The following is an 18,108-nucleotide window of genomic DNA, read 5'->3' on the forward strand; positions in this document are numbered from 1 at the left end:
CCCTCTATACCGCCTTTTCATATTCTAACTGACGATTTACAATAAACTTCCGGATGTCGGCGTCCCCTGTTTCTCTGTAAACGGTTCCTGTGATTTTTCCCGTCAGATAAAGAGCTTCATCATATCCATCCGCGATCCCCACGACAAAAATCTCTGCGTTGTCAAAAACATGCTGTTTCAGAAGAGCGCTGGAGAAAAATTCCAGGTGGTTTTGTTCTCCCTGAGAGAGTGTGATCACCCATACCTGTGGCTGAAGTTCATTCTGCTTCAGCTTATTGACTAATTTTTCCCTTTTTTTCTCCCAGCATTCACTGACATACAGATCACAGTAAAATTTTACCCGCACTGCTGTTCCTCTCCTTCAGTCTTTCCGCATGGATCAGCCATATGATCAATTATAATAAGAATCCAGTATCGTTCCGGCAATGGACACTGCCCTGCCTCCCACGCTCCCATCAGAGCCTTCTGTAATGACGCTGATCACAAGCTCAGGGTTGTCTGTATTTGTAAATCCTGTAAACCAGGAATGGGTCTTCTCCCCATCGGTAAGACTGTACTCTGCAGTTCCGGTCTTTCCGGCTACCGTATACGATCTTCCCGCGAGCACAGAGCCCGTTCCTTCATTGACAACCGCCGTCATATATTCTTTCAGCTGTGCGGCTTCATCAGAAGTCATCAGTCTGGCATAACTTTTCGGCACATTCCGTCTTACTTCTGTGCCGGTATAGTTCGTAACCTGATCCACCAGATAAGGTTCCATGAGAGTTCCGCCGTTGGCAATCGCCTGGGTAATAAGAGCCATGTGGTACGGACTGACGGTTGTCTCTCCCTGCCCCATAGCAGTCATCATAATTTCCGCGCTGCCGGAGTCTTCATCCAGCGCAAAAGAACTCTTTGTATAGTCCAGAACACCGGGCAGCTCGGAATTAAAAAGCAGGTCTTCCGCTGTATCTCTGTAACCCTCTATATCCAGTGACAGCCCGATATTGGCAAAGGAAGCATTACAGGAGTTGGCGAAAGAGCTCCTGAGATCCTCCAGACCGTGCACCGTACTGTCAAAACAACGGATGACCGTATTGTCTACATCAATATAACCGGGACAGTCATATGTGTAAGCCCCATAATTACTGTCCTGACGCATGAATGCCAGAGCAGTGACGATCTTAAATACAGAACCCGGAGCATAAGACCCGCTTGTGGCCCGGTTTAAAAGAGGACTGTTCTCTTCGTCTGTATTCAAAGAGGACCAGTTCTCGCTGAGGCTGTTGGGGTCGAAATCCGGTTTTGATACCATTGCCAGTATTTTCCCGGTATCCGCTTCCATGACCACTACCGCTCCTCTGTAGTCTCCGAGGGCATCATAGGCTGCCTGCTGCAGATCCGCGTCCAGAGTGGTGACGACTGTGTCCCCGTAATTCTTCTGTCCATTGAACTCATTCCGGATTTTTTCGACAAAAAAAGCATTTGAAGTAAGGAGTTCAAAATTCTCCACTGACTCAAGCCCTGTCTTTCCCAGCTCCGGATCACTGTATCCCACAACATGTGAAAAAAGAGACCCATAGGGATAGTATCTGGTTTCTGTCCCATCTTCCGCAACTTCTGTCTGAGCCAGGACATTTCCATTACGGTCCGTGATATCCCCCCGGATAACTTTCTGTGCAAAAGCATCCTGACGCCCATTGTAAGGGCTGTTAACAAATGTGCTCGCGCGGACAACCGTAAAATAGACCAGATATCCCATAAGCGCGATAAAGAGGATCACAAAAAAGTAGGTGATCCGGGCAAATTCTTTATTTCGCGCGCGCTCTCTGTTTCCGGCGCGGCCTTTGTTTTGGGACCTCTTCGAAGTGCGGTCCGCTCTTCGCCGCCTTTCGGGGCGTTCTTCTTCCCAGGCCATCTCCTGACCCCCTTTCTTTTTCGAGCTTCTCTTCTTCATCTTCCCGGACAATATACAGCCCCTGGATGATCCCGAACATGATCATCGTACTCAGCATGGAGCTTCCTCCATAACTGACAAAAGGCAGGGTCATTCCTGTGGACGGGATAAATTTCGTTACGCCGCCGATCTGGAGGAACACCTGAAAAATATAGCATGTCCCAAGTCCAAGGGCGACAAGTTTATAAAATCGGTTGTGAAGTTCCATGGCAATGTTCAGGAACATAACATAGCAGCTTACACAGACCAGGATCAGACAGAGTGCATAGATAACTCCCATCTCCTCTGTAATGGCAGAAAATATGAAATCGGTTTCCGCCACAGGGATCGAATCCGGCTGTCCCTGAAACAGCCCGGTACCAAACCAGCTTCCCGTGCCGATGGCAAACAGGGACTGTGCCACCTGATATCCGCTTCCGCTGTAGGTAGCGATCGGATCCTGCCACGCTTCTACCCTGACTTTAATATGAGCGAAAAGGTGGTATCCTACTACTGCGGCCCCTGCGCCCGCAACCAGTCCGGCAGCCGCGTAGAGTGGCTGTCTGGTTGCCGTATACAGCATGACCAGATATACGACAAAGAAGATCAGTGCCGCTCCCAGATCAGTAGAAAGAACAAGAATGAGCACATGGGCTGCCGCCACAGCTGTAGTGATCACGATATTTTTAAATTCCCGAGATTTATTAAGGCTCGCCGCGACATAGAACACAAACAGGATCTTGACAAATTCTGAAGGCTGTATGCTTAAGCCTCCGATCGTAAATCCAAGATTTGCCCCGCCGGATTTAGGCGCGAACAAAGCTACCGCGAGAAGGGCCGCTCCTCCTACGGCCGCATAGATATACGTCCATTTGTCGAGAAAGGTCAGTTTCCGGATCAATACCGGGACGACCAGTCCGAACACGATCCCCAGTACGACAAAAATCAGCTGCTTTACCGCCATATTGTAAGGGGACGCATCATCATAGGAGAGCCTTGTGATCATGATCATCCCCGCGGTGATAAGCAGACACATATTGTTAATGACCAGTCTGGAAACCGTTGGATAGATCAGATTATACAGAAGGATGATCCCCAGTGTCACCACCGCAAGCGCCGCGTAAATAAAGAGAATGCGGATATCCTCAGCAGCCAGGAACATGGAGACAAAGGCACAGATCTGCAGAATAAAAAGGAGAACATCCTGCCGGACCAGCACCCGTTTTTCCTCGTCCTCATAACTGCGCGTAAAAATGGAAAAACAGGAAAAAGTATATGCCGCCATTACGACAATAATGATATATTTCAATACTTGTACAATAATATTTGCCATATTATCACCCGCTTATAATATTCCCCGTCTGAAATGTCCCTGTGTATATTGGAAATCAGGCTGCTCCGGCTCCTTCTCCCGAAACCGGAATTCGCTCTGTACTAACCTGAGTATATCCTTTGTCTGATCCCCTGATTCCACGCTGAACTGGATCCGGAGCGATTCCGGTGCCAGGTCCAGGATCTGCTCCCTCTGTAATCCGAGATACAGAGGCTTTGTATTATAGATCACATTGTAACAGGAATCACAGTATCGCTTTACCGGGAACTCATTGCCGTATCTGTCAGCGAGAAGTGACACTCCCGTTCTTCTTAAACATCTGTCTGCAGTTTTCTGTACGCACTGTGCAGATATCATAACCGGAAGACTTCCGTACACGATCATCTCCAGATCCTCCGCCCCCAGCATTTCAAGTTCTCTTTGGTTCAGCTCTACAGGGGCCGTGAAGTCAGATATTCCCAGTTTCTTCCAGAATTTTTTTCCATATCGGTTAAACACATATAGATTATGGTCCAGAATGATCTTTTTGTCAAATCTCTCTTTTTGCAGAAACTGAAATTCTTCACAATTCCGGATCAGAACCCCCGTGATTTCTTGTCTTGTCAGCATGAACTGATGTTTAAAATCTGAAGACTGATCTTTCCGGGCATCTTCCCGGAAAACGTGGGGCATGGCGACATAGAGTTCGGTTCCTGTCCTAGCCAGCTCTTTCAGGATCTTCTTAAGGTCCTCACTGTCCGCCTCTTCTGCCATCATGGCACTCTCAAGGTAGACTTTCCGGATATCTCCTTCGTCTCTTTGTATATGAGTCATGACAGCCTTCAGCTGTTCTTTCGTCTCCACAAGGACTGTGAATAACGGATCTTTTTTCTTACCGGAAGTTCTAACGGGAGCAGGGATCTTCTCCGGGATCGCTCCGCCAGCAGGAGCCTGCCGGCAAAAAGAAGCCAAAATTTCCCGCTTCAATCCGTCCAGAGCCGTCCTCTTCAGCAGATTCAGCTGATGGACCGGCAGAAACAAATTTTCCTCCATGTACAGGTCCAGCTCGCGGAAGTAGAAATCAAAGTCTCCGGTCTTCCGGATCTGGGCAAGGACACGTTCCTGCTCTGTAGGATGTGTTTTTGCCGGCTGAATAACCTCCTCTGTTAAAGCCGTAAAAGAATCCTCCTCGTACCACACTGTCAGAATCCCCGGTTCCATCGGGCGAAACGTCAGCATTCCCGATATCCCCAGCTGTAATTTTTTCCCGGCTGATTCTTCCCGGATCTTCTGCAGGAGTGATCCATTCCTTATCCGTTTCAGAACAGTTCCGGGCCGCAGCCGTATCTGCTTCTGTACGAGAAAAGAAAACGGTTCTCCTTTGCTCACATGGCCGCCTGTGGTATAGTTGCTTTTTCCCCCGGCAATCTCCAGTACATCTCCGGGATTCAGCTCTGTATCTGCCAAAGCCCGAACCTCCCTGCCTTTTTGCGACAGGACCTTTGCCGCAGGAACGCCCGAGTGGCCTGGCCTGTCAAGAGCCAGCATCCCACGGCTGTTATGGGTCCGGAAATATCCTTCTGAAAATCCGCCTCTGTTGTACAGATCCATCAGCAGTTCACGGTCTTCCGGCCGGACGTAAAATCCCTTCCTGCCCTGACTCAGATAAAGATCTGTATATTTACGGTACATAGATGCCACTCCGGCTACATATTCCGGCTTTTTCATTCTTCCTTCAATCTTGAAAGAATCGATTCCCGCCTCGATCATATCGGGAATGAGCTCCAGGGCACAGATATCTTTCAGGCTCAGATAATGCTGTTTCTTTCCGGCCACAGTATAAGGAAGCCTGCAGGGCTGCGCGCACTGCCCACGGTTCCCGCTCCTTCCTCCGATCAGACTGCTCATCAGACACTGGCCTGAATAACAGTAACAAAGTGCCCCGTGGACAAAACACTCGATCTCCAGGTTTGTTCTCCTGCGGATCTTCCGGATTTCCTCCAGGGACAGTTCCCTTGCGGGGACCACTCTCTTGATTCCCTGTGATTCCAGAAATTCTGCGCCATACGCTCCGGTAATCGTCATCTGTGTGCTGGCATGAATGTCCATGCCGGGGAAATATTTCCGGACAAACTCCACAACTCCCATATCCTGCACGATGACCGCGTCAAGTCCCCTCTCATAGAGTGGGGCCAGATAATCATACAGCTGCCCGATCTCTTCTTCCTTGAGCAGCGTATTAACGGTAAGATAGAATCTGCGGTTAAAGAGATGGGCCTCCTCAACCGCGCAGATCAATTCTTCATCTGTAAAATTTTCTGCATACGCTCTCGCTCCAAACCGGGAGCCGCCTGCGTATACCGCGTCCGCGCCGGCACGAAGCGCCGCGCGGAAAGAGTCATAGCTTCCTGCCGGGGCAAGGATCTCTGTACCGGTACCCGGCTTCTCTGCCTTTCTCCTGTCTGCCATATCTTCAACAGTCCTTTTCTGATATGAATGAAACGGGCTGTCTTTTCTGACAGCCCACTTATTATCCTTATCTTCTGCGGTTTTTCATCTCGGTCTCCAGCTTTACGATCTGCATCTGGAGATCATTGTTTTCTTCCTTCATCTTGGCAAGTTCTTTCTCTGCGTTCTCCAGCTTGATCTGGACGGAGATCAGCTCGTGCTTGAGGTCATACATCTCCTTGTCCTTCAGCTCAATATCACTTTCGAGAGAATCTCCCTGCTTTTTTGCCTTAAAATAATCATCCGCGATATTCAGGGCGAGAAGTACATTTCTTGTATCAGAGCTCTGCTTCCTGTATCCCTCGCTGTTCGCGCACTCGGTTATCTTGTGATTAAGATAGGAAGATACTTTCTGAAGATATTCTTCTCCTTCGAATCCACTCAGAGTATATACCTTGCCTCCGATCAGAACTTCTGTAAAATGCTTTGCTGAACTCATAACATCCTCCTCGCGTTTCTTATCTGTTATTATAAACGATTTACCAGCAAAAACCAACTGTTTTTTCGGCAAATTGTGACGCGGCGATCCACCGGTCCTCTATTCTTCCTTTTTCAGAACAGGGATCCCCAGATGACTGTAGGCAAGCTCCGTCACCACTCTGCCCCGCGGTGTCCGCTGGATAAATCCATTTTTCAGAAGATAGGGCTCGTATACATCTTCGAGGGTACCGGCGTCTTCAGAAAGAGCAGCGGCCAGTGTATCCAGGCCCACAGGACCGCCCTGAAACTTCTCTATCATCGTCAGAAGGAGCCCCCGGTCAATATGGTCCAGTCCGTGTTTATCCACGTCCAGCAGATCCAGAGCATAGTCTGCAACTTTTTTTGTGATTTTTCCGTCGTATTTGACCTGGGCGAAATCCCGAACACGCTTGAGCAGGCGGTTTGCCAGTCTGGGGGTTCCCCTGGAACGCCTGGCCAGCTCCAGAGCTCCCTCTTCTTCGATCTCCACTTCCAGCACTTTGGCCGAACGGAGGATGATGGTTTTCAGTTCTTCGTTGGTATAAAATTCCAGACGGTCCACCACGCCAAAACGGTCCCGCAGGGGAGCCGTCAGCATACCCACCCGGGTCGTTGCTCCCACAAGGGTAAAGCGTGGAAGATTCAGGCGGATCGACCGGGCTGTGGCTCCTTTTCCGATCATAATGTCAATGGCAAAATCCTCCATTGCAGGGTAAAGCACTTCCTCCACCTGCCGGTTCAGACGATGGATCTCATCCACAAAAAGTACATCATTTTCCTGAAGACTGTTTAAGATCGCCGCCATTTCTCCCGGTTTTTCGATAGCAGGTCCGGAAGTCACCTTCATATGGACTCCCATTTCATTGGCGATGATACCGGCAAGGGTCGTCTTGCCAAGTCCCGGAGGCCCGTAGAAAAGCACATGGTCCAGAGCCTCGTTCCGTGCTTTGGCGGCCTCAATATAGATCTTCAGCGTTTGTTTTGTCTTCTCCTGTCCGATATATTCATCCAGCAGCCGCGGGCGCAGTTCCCCCTCGATCTTAATATCTTCTTCCAGATTTTCTGTCGTAATAATTCGTCTTTCCATGATCTTTGTATCGATTCCCTTCAATTAAGGCTAAAATAAATATTTAAGGGCCTCCTTCAATATCTCCTCCACCGTCCGGCATTCCGGGGAGGTTTTCTTTACCGCCCGCATACTTTCCGTACTTGTATACCCAAGAGCCACAAGAGCCTGAACTGCTTCCGTCTGTATGTCGGCCTCACCGCCCTCTGTCTGAAAACGGTCTTTTTCTTCATGAGCCGCATGATCAAGCATGCTCTCTACATTGATTTTATCCTTCAGTTCCAGGATCAGTTTTTCTGCTGTCTTTTTCCCGATCCCGGGAGCGGACGAAATGGTCTTGGCATCTCCGGAGATGACGGCAAACCGCAGCTCGTCCGGCGACAGGCTGGAAAGGATATTAAGCCCACCCTTAGGTCCGATCCCGCTCACACCAATCACAAGTTTGAATATCTCAAGATCATCCCTGGTCAGAAATCCGAAAAGCTGCATGGCATCTTCTCTCACATTCAGATACGTATACAGTTTTACTTCATTTCCCGGTTCCGGAAGCAGAGAAAGCGCCTGACCGGACATATATACGCCGTATCCGACGCCTCCCACATCCACGACCGCTCTGTCTTCCTCTATCGCTGCAAGTTCTCCTCTTACATAAGTGATCATTTTTCCTTCCTTTTCTTTTCCTGTTATTCTATATTTTTTCTCTGTCCGTCATGAAATACCGATTTTCTGCACACGTTTCAGCACTTCTCCGGAAATCACCCCGATCACCAGTCCCGCGGCCGCTCCCGCAACCAGAAGGACCGGAAGATAATATCCCACCTGATAGGTCTCCACGACAATGACAGCCACAGCCAGCTGACCGATGTTGTGGCTTACTCCGCCAGCGATACTTACGCCTGCAACGCTGAACTTCCCGCTTTTTTTCAGCAGTGCCATAACGGCCAGACTAAAGATTCCCCCCGCCAGGCTGTACAGAATACTGAATAGATTTCCAAAGAAAAACCCCGCCAGTACTATGCGCACGACTGACAGGAGCAGTGCTTCTTTCCATCCTGAACTATACAGGATAATAACAATAAGCAGGTTCGCCAGACCAAGTTTGATCCCGGGAATGCCGATATTGAACGGTATCAGTGTCTCCACATAACTGAAAATGAGAGCAAGTGCCGTAAATAACCCGAAGTATGCTACTTTATTTTTCAATCAAGTTTCCTCTCTGTATCTGCTATTCTGTTTCTTTTCACGATCCGTCATCCTGTCTTACTGGGAAATGCCGTCCAATCCGCTTTTATCTGGACTTTCGACAGACACTACAACCTGATTGGGAAGGCAGATGATACTCTCCCCTTCCCGGCTGATTTCCCGGTGATACACACAGATCTGATCCGGACAGGAGGCCCATTCCATTCTGGCTGTTCTGTCCCGGATCACCAGTCTGTTCGTATCATTGACAGAGACCGTCTGATCCTGATCCAGCCTGTAAGTACCGAAGAGCTCTCCGTCTACAGTGACGGAAACAAAAGCTTCTTCTGACGTCCCCCGAAAAAGCTGAACACATAGTATAAGGACAGCAGCCACAGCGATCGCCGCAGCCAGCAGCCAGTCATTTCTCTTCATAGTCGTACCCCTTTACCTTCAATATCATAGCACACCGTTTTTTATTATGCAATCTTATGTTCGACTGTATGTTCGAGTGCGGTGATTTCTTCTGTTGTGCTTTCCTGTGAAACCGTTTATAATAGCTTCAGGATTTTTACACAGTTTTCCAACACACCCGGACGGAAAGGAATATCCAGAACAGATGAAACATACATTCACGAAACGAAACTCCCGCCTTGTCGCTCTATTGCTGCTTTTCTCTTTTTTATCTGTCATAACAGGCGGATGTACTCAATTGCAGGATACAGAATCTCTCGTCATGACAGGAATATATTTTGATACGGTCATTCAGGTGGAAGCCTGGGGAGCGGATCAGGAAATCATGGACCACTGTGAAGACATGTGTATCTATTATGAGGAACTTTTAAGTCCTACAATCGATACCAGTGAAGTATCAAAGATCAACCGTTCCCATGGAACCCCGGTAACTGTATCTGACGATACTGCGGACCTGATCCGCCTTGGCATAGAATACGGAGATCTTTCCGGAGGAAAATTCGATATCACGATCGCATCAGCCACTGACCTGTGGAATTTTAAAGACAACAGTGAAGGAATCCTTCCGGATGAAGAAACATTGGCAGAAGCAGTCCGCCATGTAGACTACCGATGTATAAAAACAGAGGGAAATACTATCACTCTCACCGATCCTGAAGCAAAAATCGATCTGGGAGGAATTGCAAAAGGGTATATCGCGGACCGTCTGAAAGAGTACCTGGAAAGCGAAGGGATCGAGCACGCCGTTATCAATCTGGGCGGAAATATGCTCGCCCTTGGCGGACGTTATGACGGGAGTGATTTCCGGATCGGGATCCAGAAACCTTTCGCCGAAAACGGCACTGTCATGGCCGCTGTCCGCGTTACCGACAAATCCGTTGTATCTTCCGGTGATTACGAGCGGTATTTTGAAAAAGACGGAGTAATTTACCACCACATCCTGGATCCTGATACCGGTTATCCCGTACAGAATGACCTGGATCAGGTGACCATTATCTCCGACAGCTCCGCGGACGGAGACGCGCTGAGCACTACATGCTTCGCTCTGGGACTGGAGGCAGGGATGGAATTAATCCGGAATACAGAAGATGTAGAAGCGATCTTCATAACAAAAGGCGGAGAAATGCACTTAAGCAGCGACGATATTCCCCTCACAGAAGTATAAATCTGAGTTTGTCGAGAGTGGATGTGGCCGCCGGGGTAAGGAAGAGGATATCCATCTCGGGCACGCTTTCGCTCGGGGCTGCAACGCAGCGGCACATAAGGGCGCAAAGAACGCGCCCTAAATGCCGGCGTTGCTGCACGGCCCTCGATGGACACCTCTTCCTTCCCCGGCTCCCTATCCTCTCCCCTCAACACTCTCGCGATTTAGAAGTGATTGTGAAAGTGGAACGTTATCGACTATACAGCCCGTCATCAAAAAGCCAGAAGACATATGCCAAAGATCCGTATATGTCTTTTTCTTCAATGATGTTCCATTTTCGTCTTACTTCATAATCGCGAGATTGACGGGGATGAATTGTGACGCCAAAGAGGAGATAAAGTATAGGGCAGGGAAAGAACATCGATCGGAAGGACCTTTCTGCGGCAGCAGATGGGTGGACCGGCGACTTTGGAGGAATCCGATGGAAAACTTAAGGGACTTAGGACCGCCGTTAAGCAATCCGATGAGATTGTCTGAGCGAACGCGAGTTGCTCATCGGATTGCTTTGTGTTTAGGCGAGTTCTAAGTCCCTTTATGTTTTCCCGGATTCCGGAACGGAGGTAGGTCCACCCATTCTGTTGCCGCAGAATACGTTTTTCCGATACCGGCTTTTTTCTATTCCCTAAGGTTTATCTATCCTCCCACGGCGTCCACATCCAGCCCCAACAAACTCAGATTTACATCTTTATGATCTTTCGCGGGCATTTTTCTGCGCACACTCCGCAGTTCGTACATTTTTCCGGATCTATATGAGCCAGGAAATTATTCACGGTGACAGCGCCCGCCTCACAACTCCTTTCGCAGAGACGGCAGCCGATACATCCGACCTGGCATGTATCCATAAGAACCTTTCCCTTTTCATTTGAATTACATTGTACGAAAGTACGCTGCTTATACGGGATCAGCTCGATCAAATGTTTTGGACAGACCTCCACGCACTTCCCGCAGGCTTTGCAGGCTTCTTTATCCACTACGGCGATCCCGTCCACGATATGGATGGCATCGAACATACAGGCATCCACACAGGATCCATATCCGAGGCATCCGTAAGCGCATCCTTTCGCCCCTCCGTCCTGCATCTGGCTGGCCATGATGCAGTCCTTGATTCCATAATATTCATATTCGGTCTTTGCCTTTTCACAGGTTCCACCGCATTTAACAAAAGCGGTCATTCTCTCCTGTGCCGACACGTCCACCCCCATGATCTGACCGATTTTTTCAGCCACCGGGGTGCCTCCTACCGGACAGCCTCCCGCTTCAGCTTCCCCGGCCACGATCGCGGCCGCCAGGCCGGAACAGCCCGCATACCCGCAGCCTCCACAGTTATTACCGGGAAGGACTTCCAGAATCGCTTCCTCTCGTTCATCCGTCTCGACAGCGAACTTTTTTCCGGAGATGCCAAGGAAGACACCTATGAACAGCCCTGTGCCGCCTACGATCACAGTTGCCAGGATAATACCAGTTATACTCATGTTATCTTCCCTCCTATATCAGCCCCGAGAATCCAATAAAGGCAATCGCCATCAGCCCGGCTGTTACCAGGACGATCGGTGTCCCCCGGAAGGATTCCGGCACGTCATTATATTCGATCTTTTCACGGATTCCGGCCATCAGTACGATTGATATGAGGAAGCCGGTGGCAGTGGCAAATCCGTTGACTACTCCTGTCAGCAGGCCGTATCCGTCTTCTACATTCGTCAGTGCCACTCCGAGAACCGCGCAGTTTGTTGTGATCAGCGGAAGATATACGCCGAGAGCATTGTAAAGCGGAGGCATAACCTTCTTTAAGAACATCTCTACAAACTGGACCAGTGCGGCAATGACAAGGATGAATACGATCGTATTCAGATATTCCAGCTCGCCTCCCATGATATTCTCATTTCCAAGAATAAATTTGTAGATCAGTCCGGTCACAAAGGACGCGATTGTAATGACAAACACGACTGCTCCGCCCATACCGGCGGCAGTCTTTACGTTTTTGGAGACTCCAAGGAAGGGACAGATTCCGAGGAACTGGCTGAGCACGACATTATTTACAAACGCAGAGCTGACTGCGATCAAGATTAATTCCTGCATTTAATTCTCCTCCTGTTCCATTTTCGTTTTTTCTGTCTCATTCTGGCCCTCTTCTGTCCGCACATCCGGGACAGTCCCTTTGCCGGAACTTTCCGGTTCGATTTCGATCAGATGTCCACCGCAGATCCCTTTGCTGGCGCAGGCCGCGCAGCCTTCACCGCATCCGGCAGATACGGGAACTTCTTTTCCTCGTTTCGCAAGATTTCTTTTGACCTTATTCTGAAGGGCCACAAGACACGACAGCACGAGGAAGGCTCCGGGAGCCATGATAAAGATTGTAAACGGCTCATAAGAATCCGGCATGATCTGAAAGCCGAAGATCTTTCCTTCTCCGATAACTTCCCTGACAATACCGATGGAAGTAAGACCGACGGTAAAACCGAGCCCCATGCCGATCCCGTCGAACATAGACGGCAGCGGCGGGTTTTTCGAGGCATAGCTTTCTGCTCTTCCGAGGATGATACAGTTGACTACGATCAGCGGTATATAAAGCCCGAGGGAAGAGTACAGGCTCGGGACAAATCCTTCCAGAAGAAAATCCACGATTGTGACAAAGGATGCCACGACCACGATAAACGCCGGCATTCTGACAGAATCCGGAATGATCTTCCTCAGCATGGAGATCAAAAGATTCGACATGACCAGAACCGCCGTTGTGGAAAGGCCCATGCCGATCCCGTTTATTGCGGATGTGGTAACCGCCAGTGTGGGACACATTCCAAGCATCAGTACAAAGGTGGGGTTCTCTTTGACAAGTCCGTTAAAAATACGTTCTGTGCATCTATTCATTGACACCGCCCCCTAACTCACTCTGGAAATACACAAGTGCAGAATCTACAGCGTTTGTGACGGCATTGGTCGTGATCGTCGCCCCACTGATGGCGTCGATCATGTCATCGCCGTCCTCTCCGGTCTTTGTATAAGTAAATTTCTCTACTTTCTTATCCCGGAATTGTTCTTTGAAATTTTCTTCGTCTGCTTTCATGCCCAGTCCGGCCGTTTCGGTGATGGAAAGCATCTCGATACCTTTCACCGTTCCGTCAGCGGCGATTCCCACAGAAATCTGAAGTTCCCCGTCATAAGCCTCGTGAGAAGTGACATTAATCACATAGCCGACGATCTCGCCGCCCTCGTCTTTTCCCACAGCCACTTCGGTGATATCATCAGAAGAATAACCGTTTTCACTCAACAGAGCCGCAGCGCTTTTGGTGTCAAGATCTGTATATGTATCAAATGAAGCCGCATCAGGAAGAACGGCCCGGAAAGCTTCCTGTTTTGTGTTCTCCTGGGCAATGGCGATCGGTTCTTTTGTAATATCGTACACGATTCCCAGCAGACAGCCGGAAACAACGGTAATGGCTGTAAGGATCAGTGTGTTTTTAATGATCTTATTCATGATTTCCAGCCTCCTTTGCCAAAAGGTTTTGGAAGGGTGACCTTCTCTATCAGCGGAACTAAAAGATTGCTTAAAATGATCGCGTAGGATACGCCTTCGGCTGATGGTCCGAAAAGACGGAACAGGCCCGTCAGCAATCCCATACACACACCATAAATAATCTTTCCACTGCTTGTGATGGGGGCCGTTACATAATCAGTAGCCATAAACCATGCTCCCAGCATGATTCCTCCGCCGCACAGATGAGCGGTTATGTACTGAGGATCAAATCCGTGTCCGCCAAAGATCACAATAAAAATCACAAATGAAACCAGATAAGATCCTGGTATACGCAGATCAATCACGCCCATCAGAAGGAGGAACATCGCTCCGATCATGATCGCGATCACGGATGTCTCTCCGATCGTGCCGCGGATATTTCCCAGCAGCATATCCATTGTATTTACAGCCTCGCCTGCTTTCAAATTGGCAAGAGGCGTAGGCCCTGTCACTCCGTCATATACGAAATATGTCATCCTGGCAGAAAAACAGATCAGGAGAAAACACCGGCCGGCCAGCGCGGGGTTCATAAAATTCTGCCCGAGACCTCCGAACAGCTGCTTTACGACCACGATGGCGAACACAGCTCCTACAACTCCCATCCACCAGGGCAGTGTGGGAGGAAGATTCAGTGCCAGAAGAAGTCCTGTGACAACTGCGCTGAAATCATTGATCGTCACCGGTTTGTGCATCAGTTTTTCGTAGATATATTCTGCCAAAACCGCTGATGCTGTCGTGACTGCGACCAGGATCCAGGCATTCTCATGACGGAAATTCCAGATTCCGAAGAGAGTGGCCGGAAGAAGCCCTATCACAACCATGAGCATGATATTGCTGCTCTTGATCCTGTCACGGATGTGCGGCGATGATGATACTTTATAATTCTCGTTCAATTTTCCGTCTCCTCTCTTACTTTTTTCTCTTATTCGCAAGAGCGATCTTGCGCATCGAGCCAATTGCCTGTTTCAATGGCCGTTTTGCCGGACATACATAACTGCAGGAGCCACATTCCACACACTCCAGCCCGTTCATCGCCACAAAACTTTCCTCGTCGTGCCTCCGGGCGTAATCTGCCAGTCTGGAAGGCAGGATCCGGCTGGGACAGACTTCAACACATCTGCCGCAGTTGATGCATGCCGTTTCCGGATTCTGAGACACCACATCTTTCCGGAACGCCAGAATGGCTGAAGAAGTCTTTGTCACCGGCGCTTCTGCTGTCACCATGGCAAATCCCATCATCGGTCCGCCTGAGATCAGCTTTTCCGGCTGTTCGATAAATCCGCCGGCCGCTTCGATCAATTCCTGATGACTGGTTCCCAGCAGGACTTTGAAATTTCCCGGTGCGGCAATATCGTCACCGCTGACTGTGACCACGCGTTCCATTAAAGGTTTTCCATCGATCACGGCATGATGGATCCCGATCAAAGTCTCCACATTATCGACGATGCATCCGGCGTCCGCGGGCAGCATGGAAGAATTGATAGCCCGTTTTGTCACTGCATAGATCAGCTGCCGCTCGGCGCCCTGTGGATATTTTGTCATCAGCACCCTGACATCCATTCTGGGCTCATCGGCCACCGCGGCTTTCAGCTTTTCAATACAGTCTTTTTTATTGTCCTCCACCGCGAAATATCCTTTTGCGTTGGGAAACAGCGATAACACCACCCGCATGCCGCTTACAAGTTCTTCCGTATTCTCCAGCATCCGGCGGTGATCCGCTGTAATATAAGGCTCGCATTCCGCGCCGTTGGCAATGATATACTCGATCTTTTCCGGTTCCTTCGGAGAAAGCTTTACCCTTGTCGGGAATCCGGCTCCTCCCATACCCACAATACCGGCTCTGCCGATCTTTTCGAGGATTTCCTCGCTTTTCATTTCCTTAAGAGGTCTGACAGGCTCATATTCTGCCTCCTGATATTCCCCGTCATTTTCGATCACGATACATTCTACTTTGCTGCCCGCGGGGCTGAAATGATATTCCAGGCCCTTGACTGTTCCGGACACAGAAGAATACACAGGAGCCGAGACGAAACCTCCCGCTTCCGCGATCATCTGTCCCCTGAGAACATGATCCCCTTTCTTTACGACCGGATTCGCCGGAGCGCCGATGTGCTGAGAAAGAGGATAGACCAGATCTCCTTTTGGTAAAAGAGCCTGGATCGCCTGATCTCTCGAGAAACGTTTCCCGTCATCCGGATGAATTCCGCCTTTAAACGTCAGAAGTCCCATTCTTCTCTTCCTTTCTCCACGGCACAGCTTCGGCAGACAGTCAGAATACCGGTCTGTGCCTTATTTTGCAGTAATATTATTGTACTAAAATGTAGATTCAAAATCCAGTCATTCCCCGACAAAAATTGTATATTTATGCGAACATCTTGTTGTTTTTTTAACATGACCTTGTGAATTTTATACAATATTGTAAAAAACACAAAAAATATCGGAACAATATCACAGACATACGATCGACTCTTTTGTCACTGTCATGTAATACTGTCCCGATATATATTATTTAAATAAATGACGGATTATTCTTCTGTGTCTTCTGTTTCCTCTGAAACATATTCCGCTGCCTCTACTTCAGATGTATATTCCGCTTCAAGAGCCTTCATACTCAGACTGATCTTCTTTTCTTCCTCATTCAGATCCACGATCTTGGCTGTGATCTCCTGCCCGATGGAAAGAACATCTGACGGCTTGTCGACATGTTCTCTGGATATCTGAGATACATGAAGGAGAGCGTCCACTCCCGGCGCCAGTTCTACGAATGCTCCAAAGTCTGTCATACGGGCTACCTTTCCCGTAATGATCTTGCCTACGGCAAAATCTTCCGCCGCGTTTGCCCACGGATTTGTCTCCGGGAATTTCAGGCTGAGAGCGATCTTCGTATCATGGATATCTTTGACCAGTACTGTCAGCTTGTCGCCAACATGAAATGCTTTCTTCGGATTTTCCACTCTGCCCCAGGACATCTCGGAAATATGAAGAAGTCCGTCAACTCCGCCAAGATCTACGAAAGCGCCGAAGTCCGTTACATTCTTAACAGTACCCTCGATTCTGTCGCCGATCTGAAGCCTTGCGAAGAGTTCTTTCTGGCGCTCGGCACGCTCCGCGACGAGCAGCTGTCTTCTGTCACCGATCACACGGTTTCTTCTGGGATTGAATTCGCTGATCACGAACTCGATCTCCTGGCCTTCGTACTTGCCAAGATCTTTTTCGTAAGAATCCGAGACAAGACTCGCGGGAATAAAGACTCTGACTTCATCAACTGTGGCGCAGATTCCGCCGCCGAGGATCTGGGTGACTGTAGCCTTGAGAACTTCCTTGTTTTCGTAAGCTTCGCGAAGTCTTTCATTCCCTTTCTCGGCAGCAAGCCTTTTATATGTAAGAAGGACCTGGCCTTCTCCATCATTCACTTTCAGGACTTTAACCGTCATTGTATCCCCGACAGAAACCACAGTCGTAAGGTCGATCGACTGATCATTGGAATACTCATTCTTAGTGATGATCCCATCGGCCTTATATCCGATGTTCAGAATGATTTCATCCGGTTTCACATCAATGACTGTACCTTCGACTACCTCTCCGTTGTGGATTGTTTTGAATGATTCGTCTAACATCTGTTCAAAAGATAATTCTGACATTATTTTGAACCTCCTCAATTATATTGTTGGGCGTGGATGCCCCTGCTGTAATACCTACTGTTTCCACTGACCCTAATTGATTCAAATCCAAATCGTCAAGTGTCTGAATATAGTACGTATTGTTACATGCCCTGTGGCAGATTTCAAATAACTTCTGGGTATTGGAACTATGTTTGTCACCAATCACTATCATAGCATCCACCGATTCTGCAATGCTTTTTGCCTCAGTCTGACGCTCTTTTGTCGCATTACAGATTGTATTTAAAACAATTGCATCATACCACTTTTTCCTGATAATTTCAACTAGATCTTGAAATTTATTGTAATTAAATGTCGTCTGGGACACGACACATATTTTCTCTTTTTTGTCGAAAACAAGTTCGTCTATTTCCTTACTGTTCTGCACCACCGCGGCACGGTCGCCCGCCCATCCCCGGATCCCCTTTACTTCCGGATGTTCCGGATCGCCGATTATGATAACACAGGCACCCTGTGAACTTTCTTTCTTGACAATGTTATGGATCTTTTTTACAAAAGGACAGGTGGCATCCACGATCCGGATTCCTTTTTCCTCCAGCTTATCATAGATCCGTTTTTCTACCCCGTGGGAACGGATAATAACTGTTCCTTCTGTCAGATCGTCCAGTTCTGCTTCTGTGCGAACTACGGACACTCCCCGGCTTTCCATATCCCTGACCACCTCTTCATTGTGGATGATCGGGCCATAAGTATAGATCGGGCTGGAAGATTTCTCCAGCTGTTCGTAGACAGTGTCCACCGCCCTTTTTACTCCAAAGCAGAAACCTGCCGTCTTTGCTCTGATCACCTGCATAATA

At 48.8% G+C, this 18,108-nt stretch carries 18 protein-coding genes; 1 reads left to right on the forward strand and 17 read right to left on the reverse strand.

The genetic code is table 11. The features are described 5' to 3' along the window. Positions 1–4: 4 nt before the first annotated feature. From BQ7367_RS11975 to BQ7367_RS12015, 9 genes are all read right to left on the reverse strand, one after another. Entirely contained in the window at positions 5–346 is a 342-nt protein-coding gene (locus tag BQ7367_RS11975; RefSeq protein ID WP_072525646.1) for a hypothetical protein, read from the reverse strand. A gap of 45 nt (positions 347–391) precedes the next feature. After that, positions 392–1,897 (reverse strand): peptidoglycan D,D-transpeptidase FtsI family protein, encoded by a 1,506-nt coding sequence (locus BQ7367_RS11980; protein ID WP_442855382.1) that lies wholly within the window; start codon positions 1,895–1,897, stop codon positions 392–394. Continuing rightward, complete coding sequence (locus BQ7367_RS11985) at positions 1,791–3,248, reverse strand: FtsW/RodA/SpoVE family cell cycle protein (RefSeq protein WP_072525647.1); 1,458 nt, start codon at positions 3,246–3,248, stop codon at positions 1,791–1,793. Before BQ7367_RS11985 ends, BQ7367_RS11980 begins: the two co-directional genes overlap by 107 nt. A 12-nt stretch (positions 3,249–3,260) precedes the next feature. Then, positions 3,261–5,696 carry a peptidase U32 family protein gene (locus BQ7367_RS11990; protein ID WP_072525648.1) on the reverse strand — a complete coding sequence of 812 codons (2,436 nt, stop codon included), beginning with the start codon at positions 5,694–5,696 and terminating at the stop codon, positions 3,261–3,263. 67 nt (positions 5,697–5,763) lie between these two features. Then, entirely contained in the window at positions 5,764–6,174 is a 411-nt protein-coding gene (gene zapA / locus BQ7367_RS11995) for a cell division protein ZapA (RefSeq protein WP_072525649.1), read from the reverse strand. 99 nt (positions 6,175–6,273) lie between these two features. Continuing rightward, positions 6,274–7,281, reverse strand: coding sequence for a Holliday junction branch migration DNA helicase RuvB (gene ruvB, locus BQ7367_RS12000; RefSeq protein WP_072526208.1), 1,008 nt, complete (start codon positions 7,279–7,281; stop codon positions 6,274–6,276). A gap of 30 nt (positions 7,282–7,311) precedes the next feature. After that, on the reverse strand, positions 7,312–7,920 hold the full coding sequence (gene ruvA, locus BQ7367_RS12005) for a Holliday junction branch migration protein RuvA (protein WP_072525650.1): 609 nt from the start codon (positions 7,918–7,920) through the stop codon (positions 7,312–7,314). 48 nt (positions 7,921–7,968) lie between these two features. Then, positions 7,969–8,463: a Gx transporter family protein gene (locus BQ7367_RS12010; protein WP_072525651.1), complete on the reverse strand. Its 495-nt coding sequence runs from the start codon at positions 8,461–8,463 to the stop codon at positions 7,969–7,971. 57 nt (positions 8,464–8,520) lie between these two features. Next, on the reverse strand, positions 8,521–8,877 hold the full coding sequence (locus BQ7367_RS12015) for a NusG domain II-containing protein (protein WP_072525652.1): 357 nt from the start codon (positions 8,875–8,877) through the stop codon (positions 8,521–8,523). Positions 8,878–9,178: 301 nt separating this feature from the next. On the opposite strand from BQ7367_RS12015, the gene BQ7367_RS12020 reads away from it, so the two are divergent. Continuing rightward, positions 9,179–10,081, forward strand: a complete 903-nt coding sequence (locus tag BQ7367_RS12020) for an FAD:protein FMN transferase (protein WP_328586530.1) — start codon at positions 9,179–9,181, stop codon at positions 10,079–10,081. A gap of 716 nt (positions 10,082–10,797) precedes the next feature. On the opposite strand, the gene BQ7367_RS12025 is transcribed toward BQ7367_RS12020, so the two are convergent. The 8 genes from BQ7367_RS12025 to ispH all read right to left on the reverse strand — a co-directional run bounded on the left by BQ7367_RS12025 (position 10,798) and on the right by ispH (position 18,104). Further along, entirely contained in the window at positions 10,798–11,592 is a 795-nt protein-coding gene (locus tag BQ7367_RS12025; RefSeq protein ID WP_072525654.1) for an RnfABCDGE type electron transport complex subunit B, read from the reverse strand. Between the two features lie 13 nt (positions 11,593–11,605). After that, positions 11,606–12,196 carry an electron transport complex protein RnfA gene (locus BQ7367_RS12030; RefSeq protein WP_072525655.1) on the reverse strand — a complete coding sequence of 197 codons (591 nt, stop codon included), beginning with the start codon at positions 12,194–12,196 and terminating at the stop codon, positions 11,606–11,608. Beyond that, positions 12,197–12,985: an electron transport complex subunit RsxE gene (gene rsxE / locus BQ7367_RS12035; protein ID WP_083588937.1), complete on the reverse strand. Its 789-nt coding sequence runs from the start codon at positions 12,983–12,985 to the stop codon at positions 12,197–12,199. Then, entirely contained in the window at positions 12,978–13,592 is a 615-nt protein-coding gene (locus BQ7367_RS12040; RefSeq protein ID WP_072525656.1) for an RnfABCDGE type electron transport complex subunit G, read from the reverse strand. Before BQ7367_RS12040 ends, rsxE begins: the two co-directional genes overlap by 8 nt. Continuing rightward, positions 13,589–14,524: an RnfABCDGE type electron transport complex subunit D gene (locus tag BQ7367_RS12045; RefSeq protein ID WP_072525657.1), complete on the reverse strand. Its 936-nt coding sequence runs from the start codon at positions 14,522–14,524 to the stop codon at positions 13,589–13,591. Before BQ7367_RS12045 ends, BQ7367_RS12040 begins: the two co-directional genes overlap by 4 nt. A 16-nt stretch (positions 14,525–14,540) precedes the next feature. Beyond that, positions 14,541–15,860, reverse strand: a complete 1,320-nt coding sequence (rsxC, locus tag BQ7367_RS12050) for an electron transport complex subunit RsxC (RefSeq protein ID WP_072525658.1) — start codon at positions 15,858–15,860, stop codon at positions 14,541–14,543. 296 nt (positions 15,861–16,156) lie between these two features. Then, positions 16,157–17,272 carry a 30S ribosomal protein S1 gene (gene rpsA, locus BQ7367_RS12055; RefSeq protein WP_072525659.1) on the reverse strand — a complete coding sequence of 372 codons (1,116 nt, stop codon included), beginning with the start codon at positions 17,270–17,272 and terminating at the stop codon, positions 16,157–16,159. Beyond that, positions 17,253–18,104 (reverse strand): 4-hydroxy-3-methylbut-2-enyl diphosphate reductase, encoded by an 852-nt coding sequence (gene ispH, locus BQ7367_RS12060; protein WP_072525660.1) that lies wholly within the window; start codon positions 18,102–18,104, stop codon positions 17,253–17,255. Before ispH ends, rpsA begins: the two co-directional genes overlap by 20 nt. Positions 18,105–18,108: the final 4 nt, after the last annotated feature.

This window comes from Clostridium sp. Marseille-P3244 (genome assembly GCF_900120155.1).
In the GTDB taxonomy this organism is placed as follows: domain Bacteria; phylum Bacillota; class Clostridia; order Lachnospirales; family Lachnospiraceae; genus Mediterraneibacter.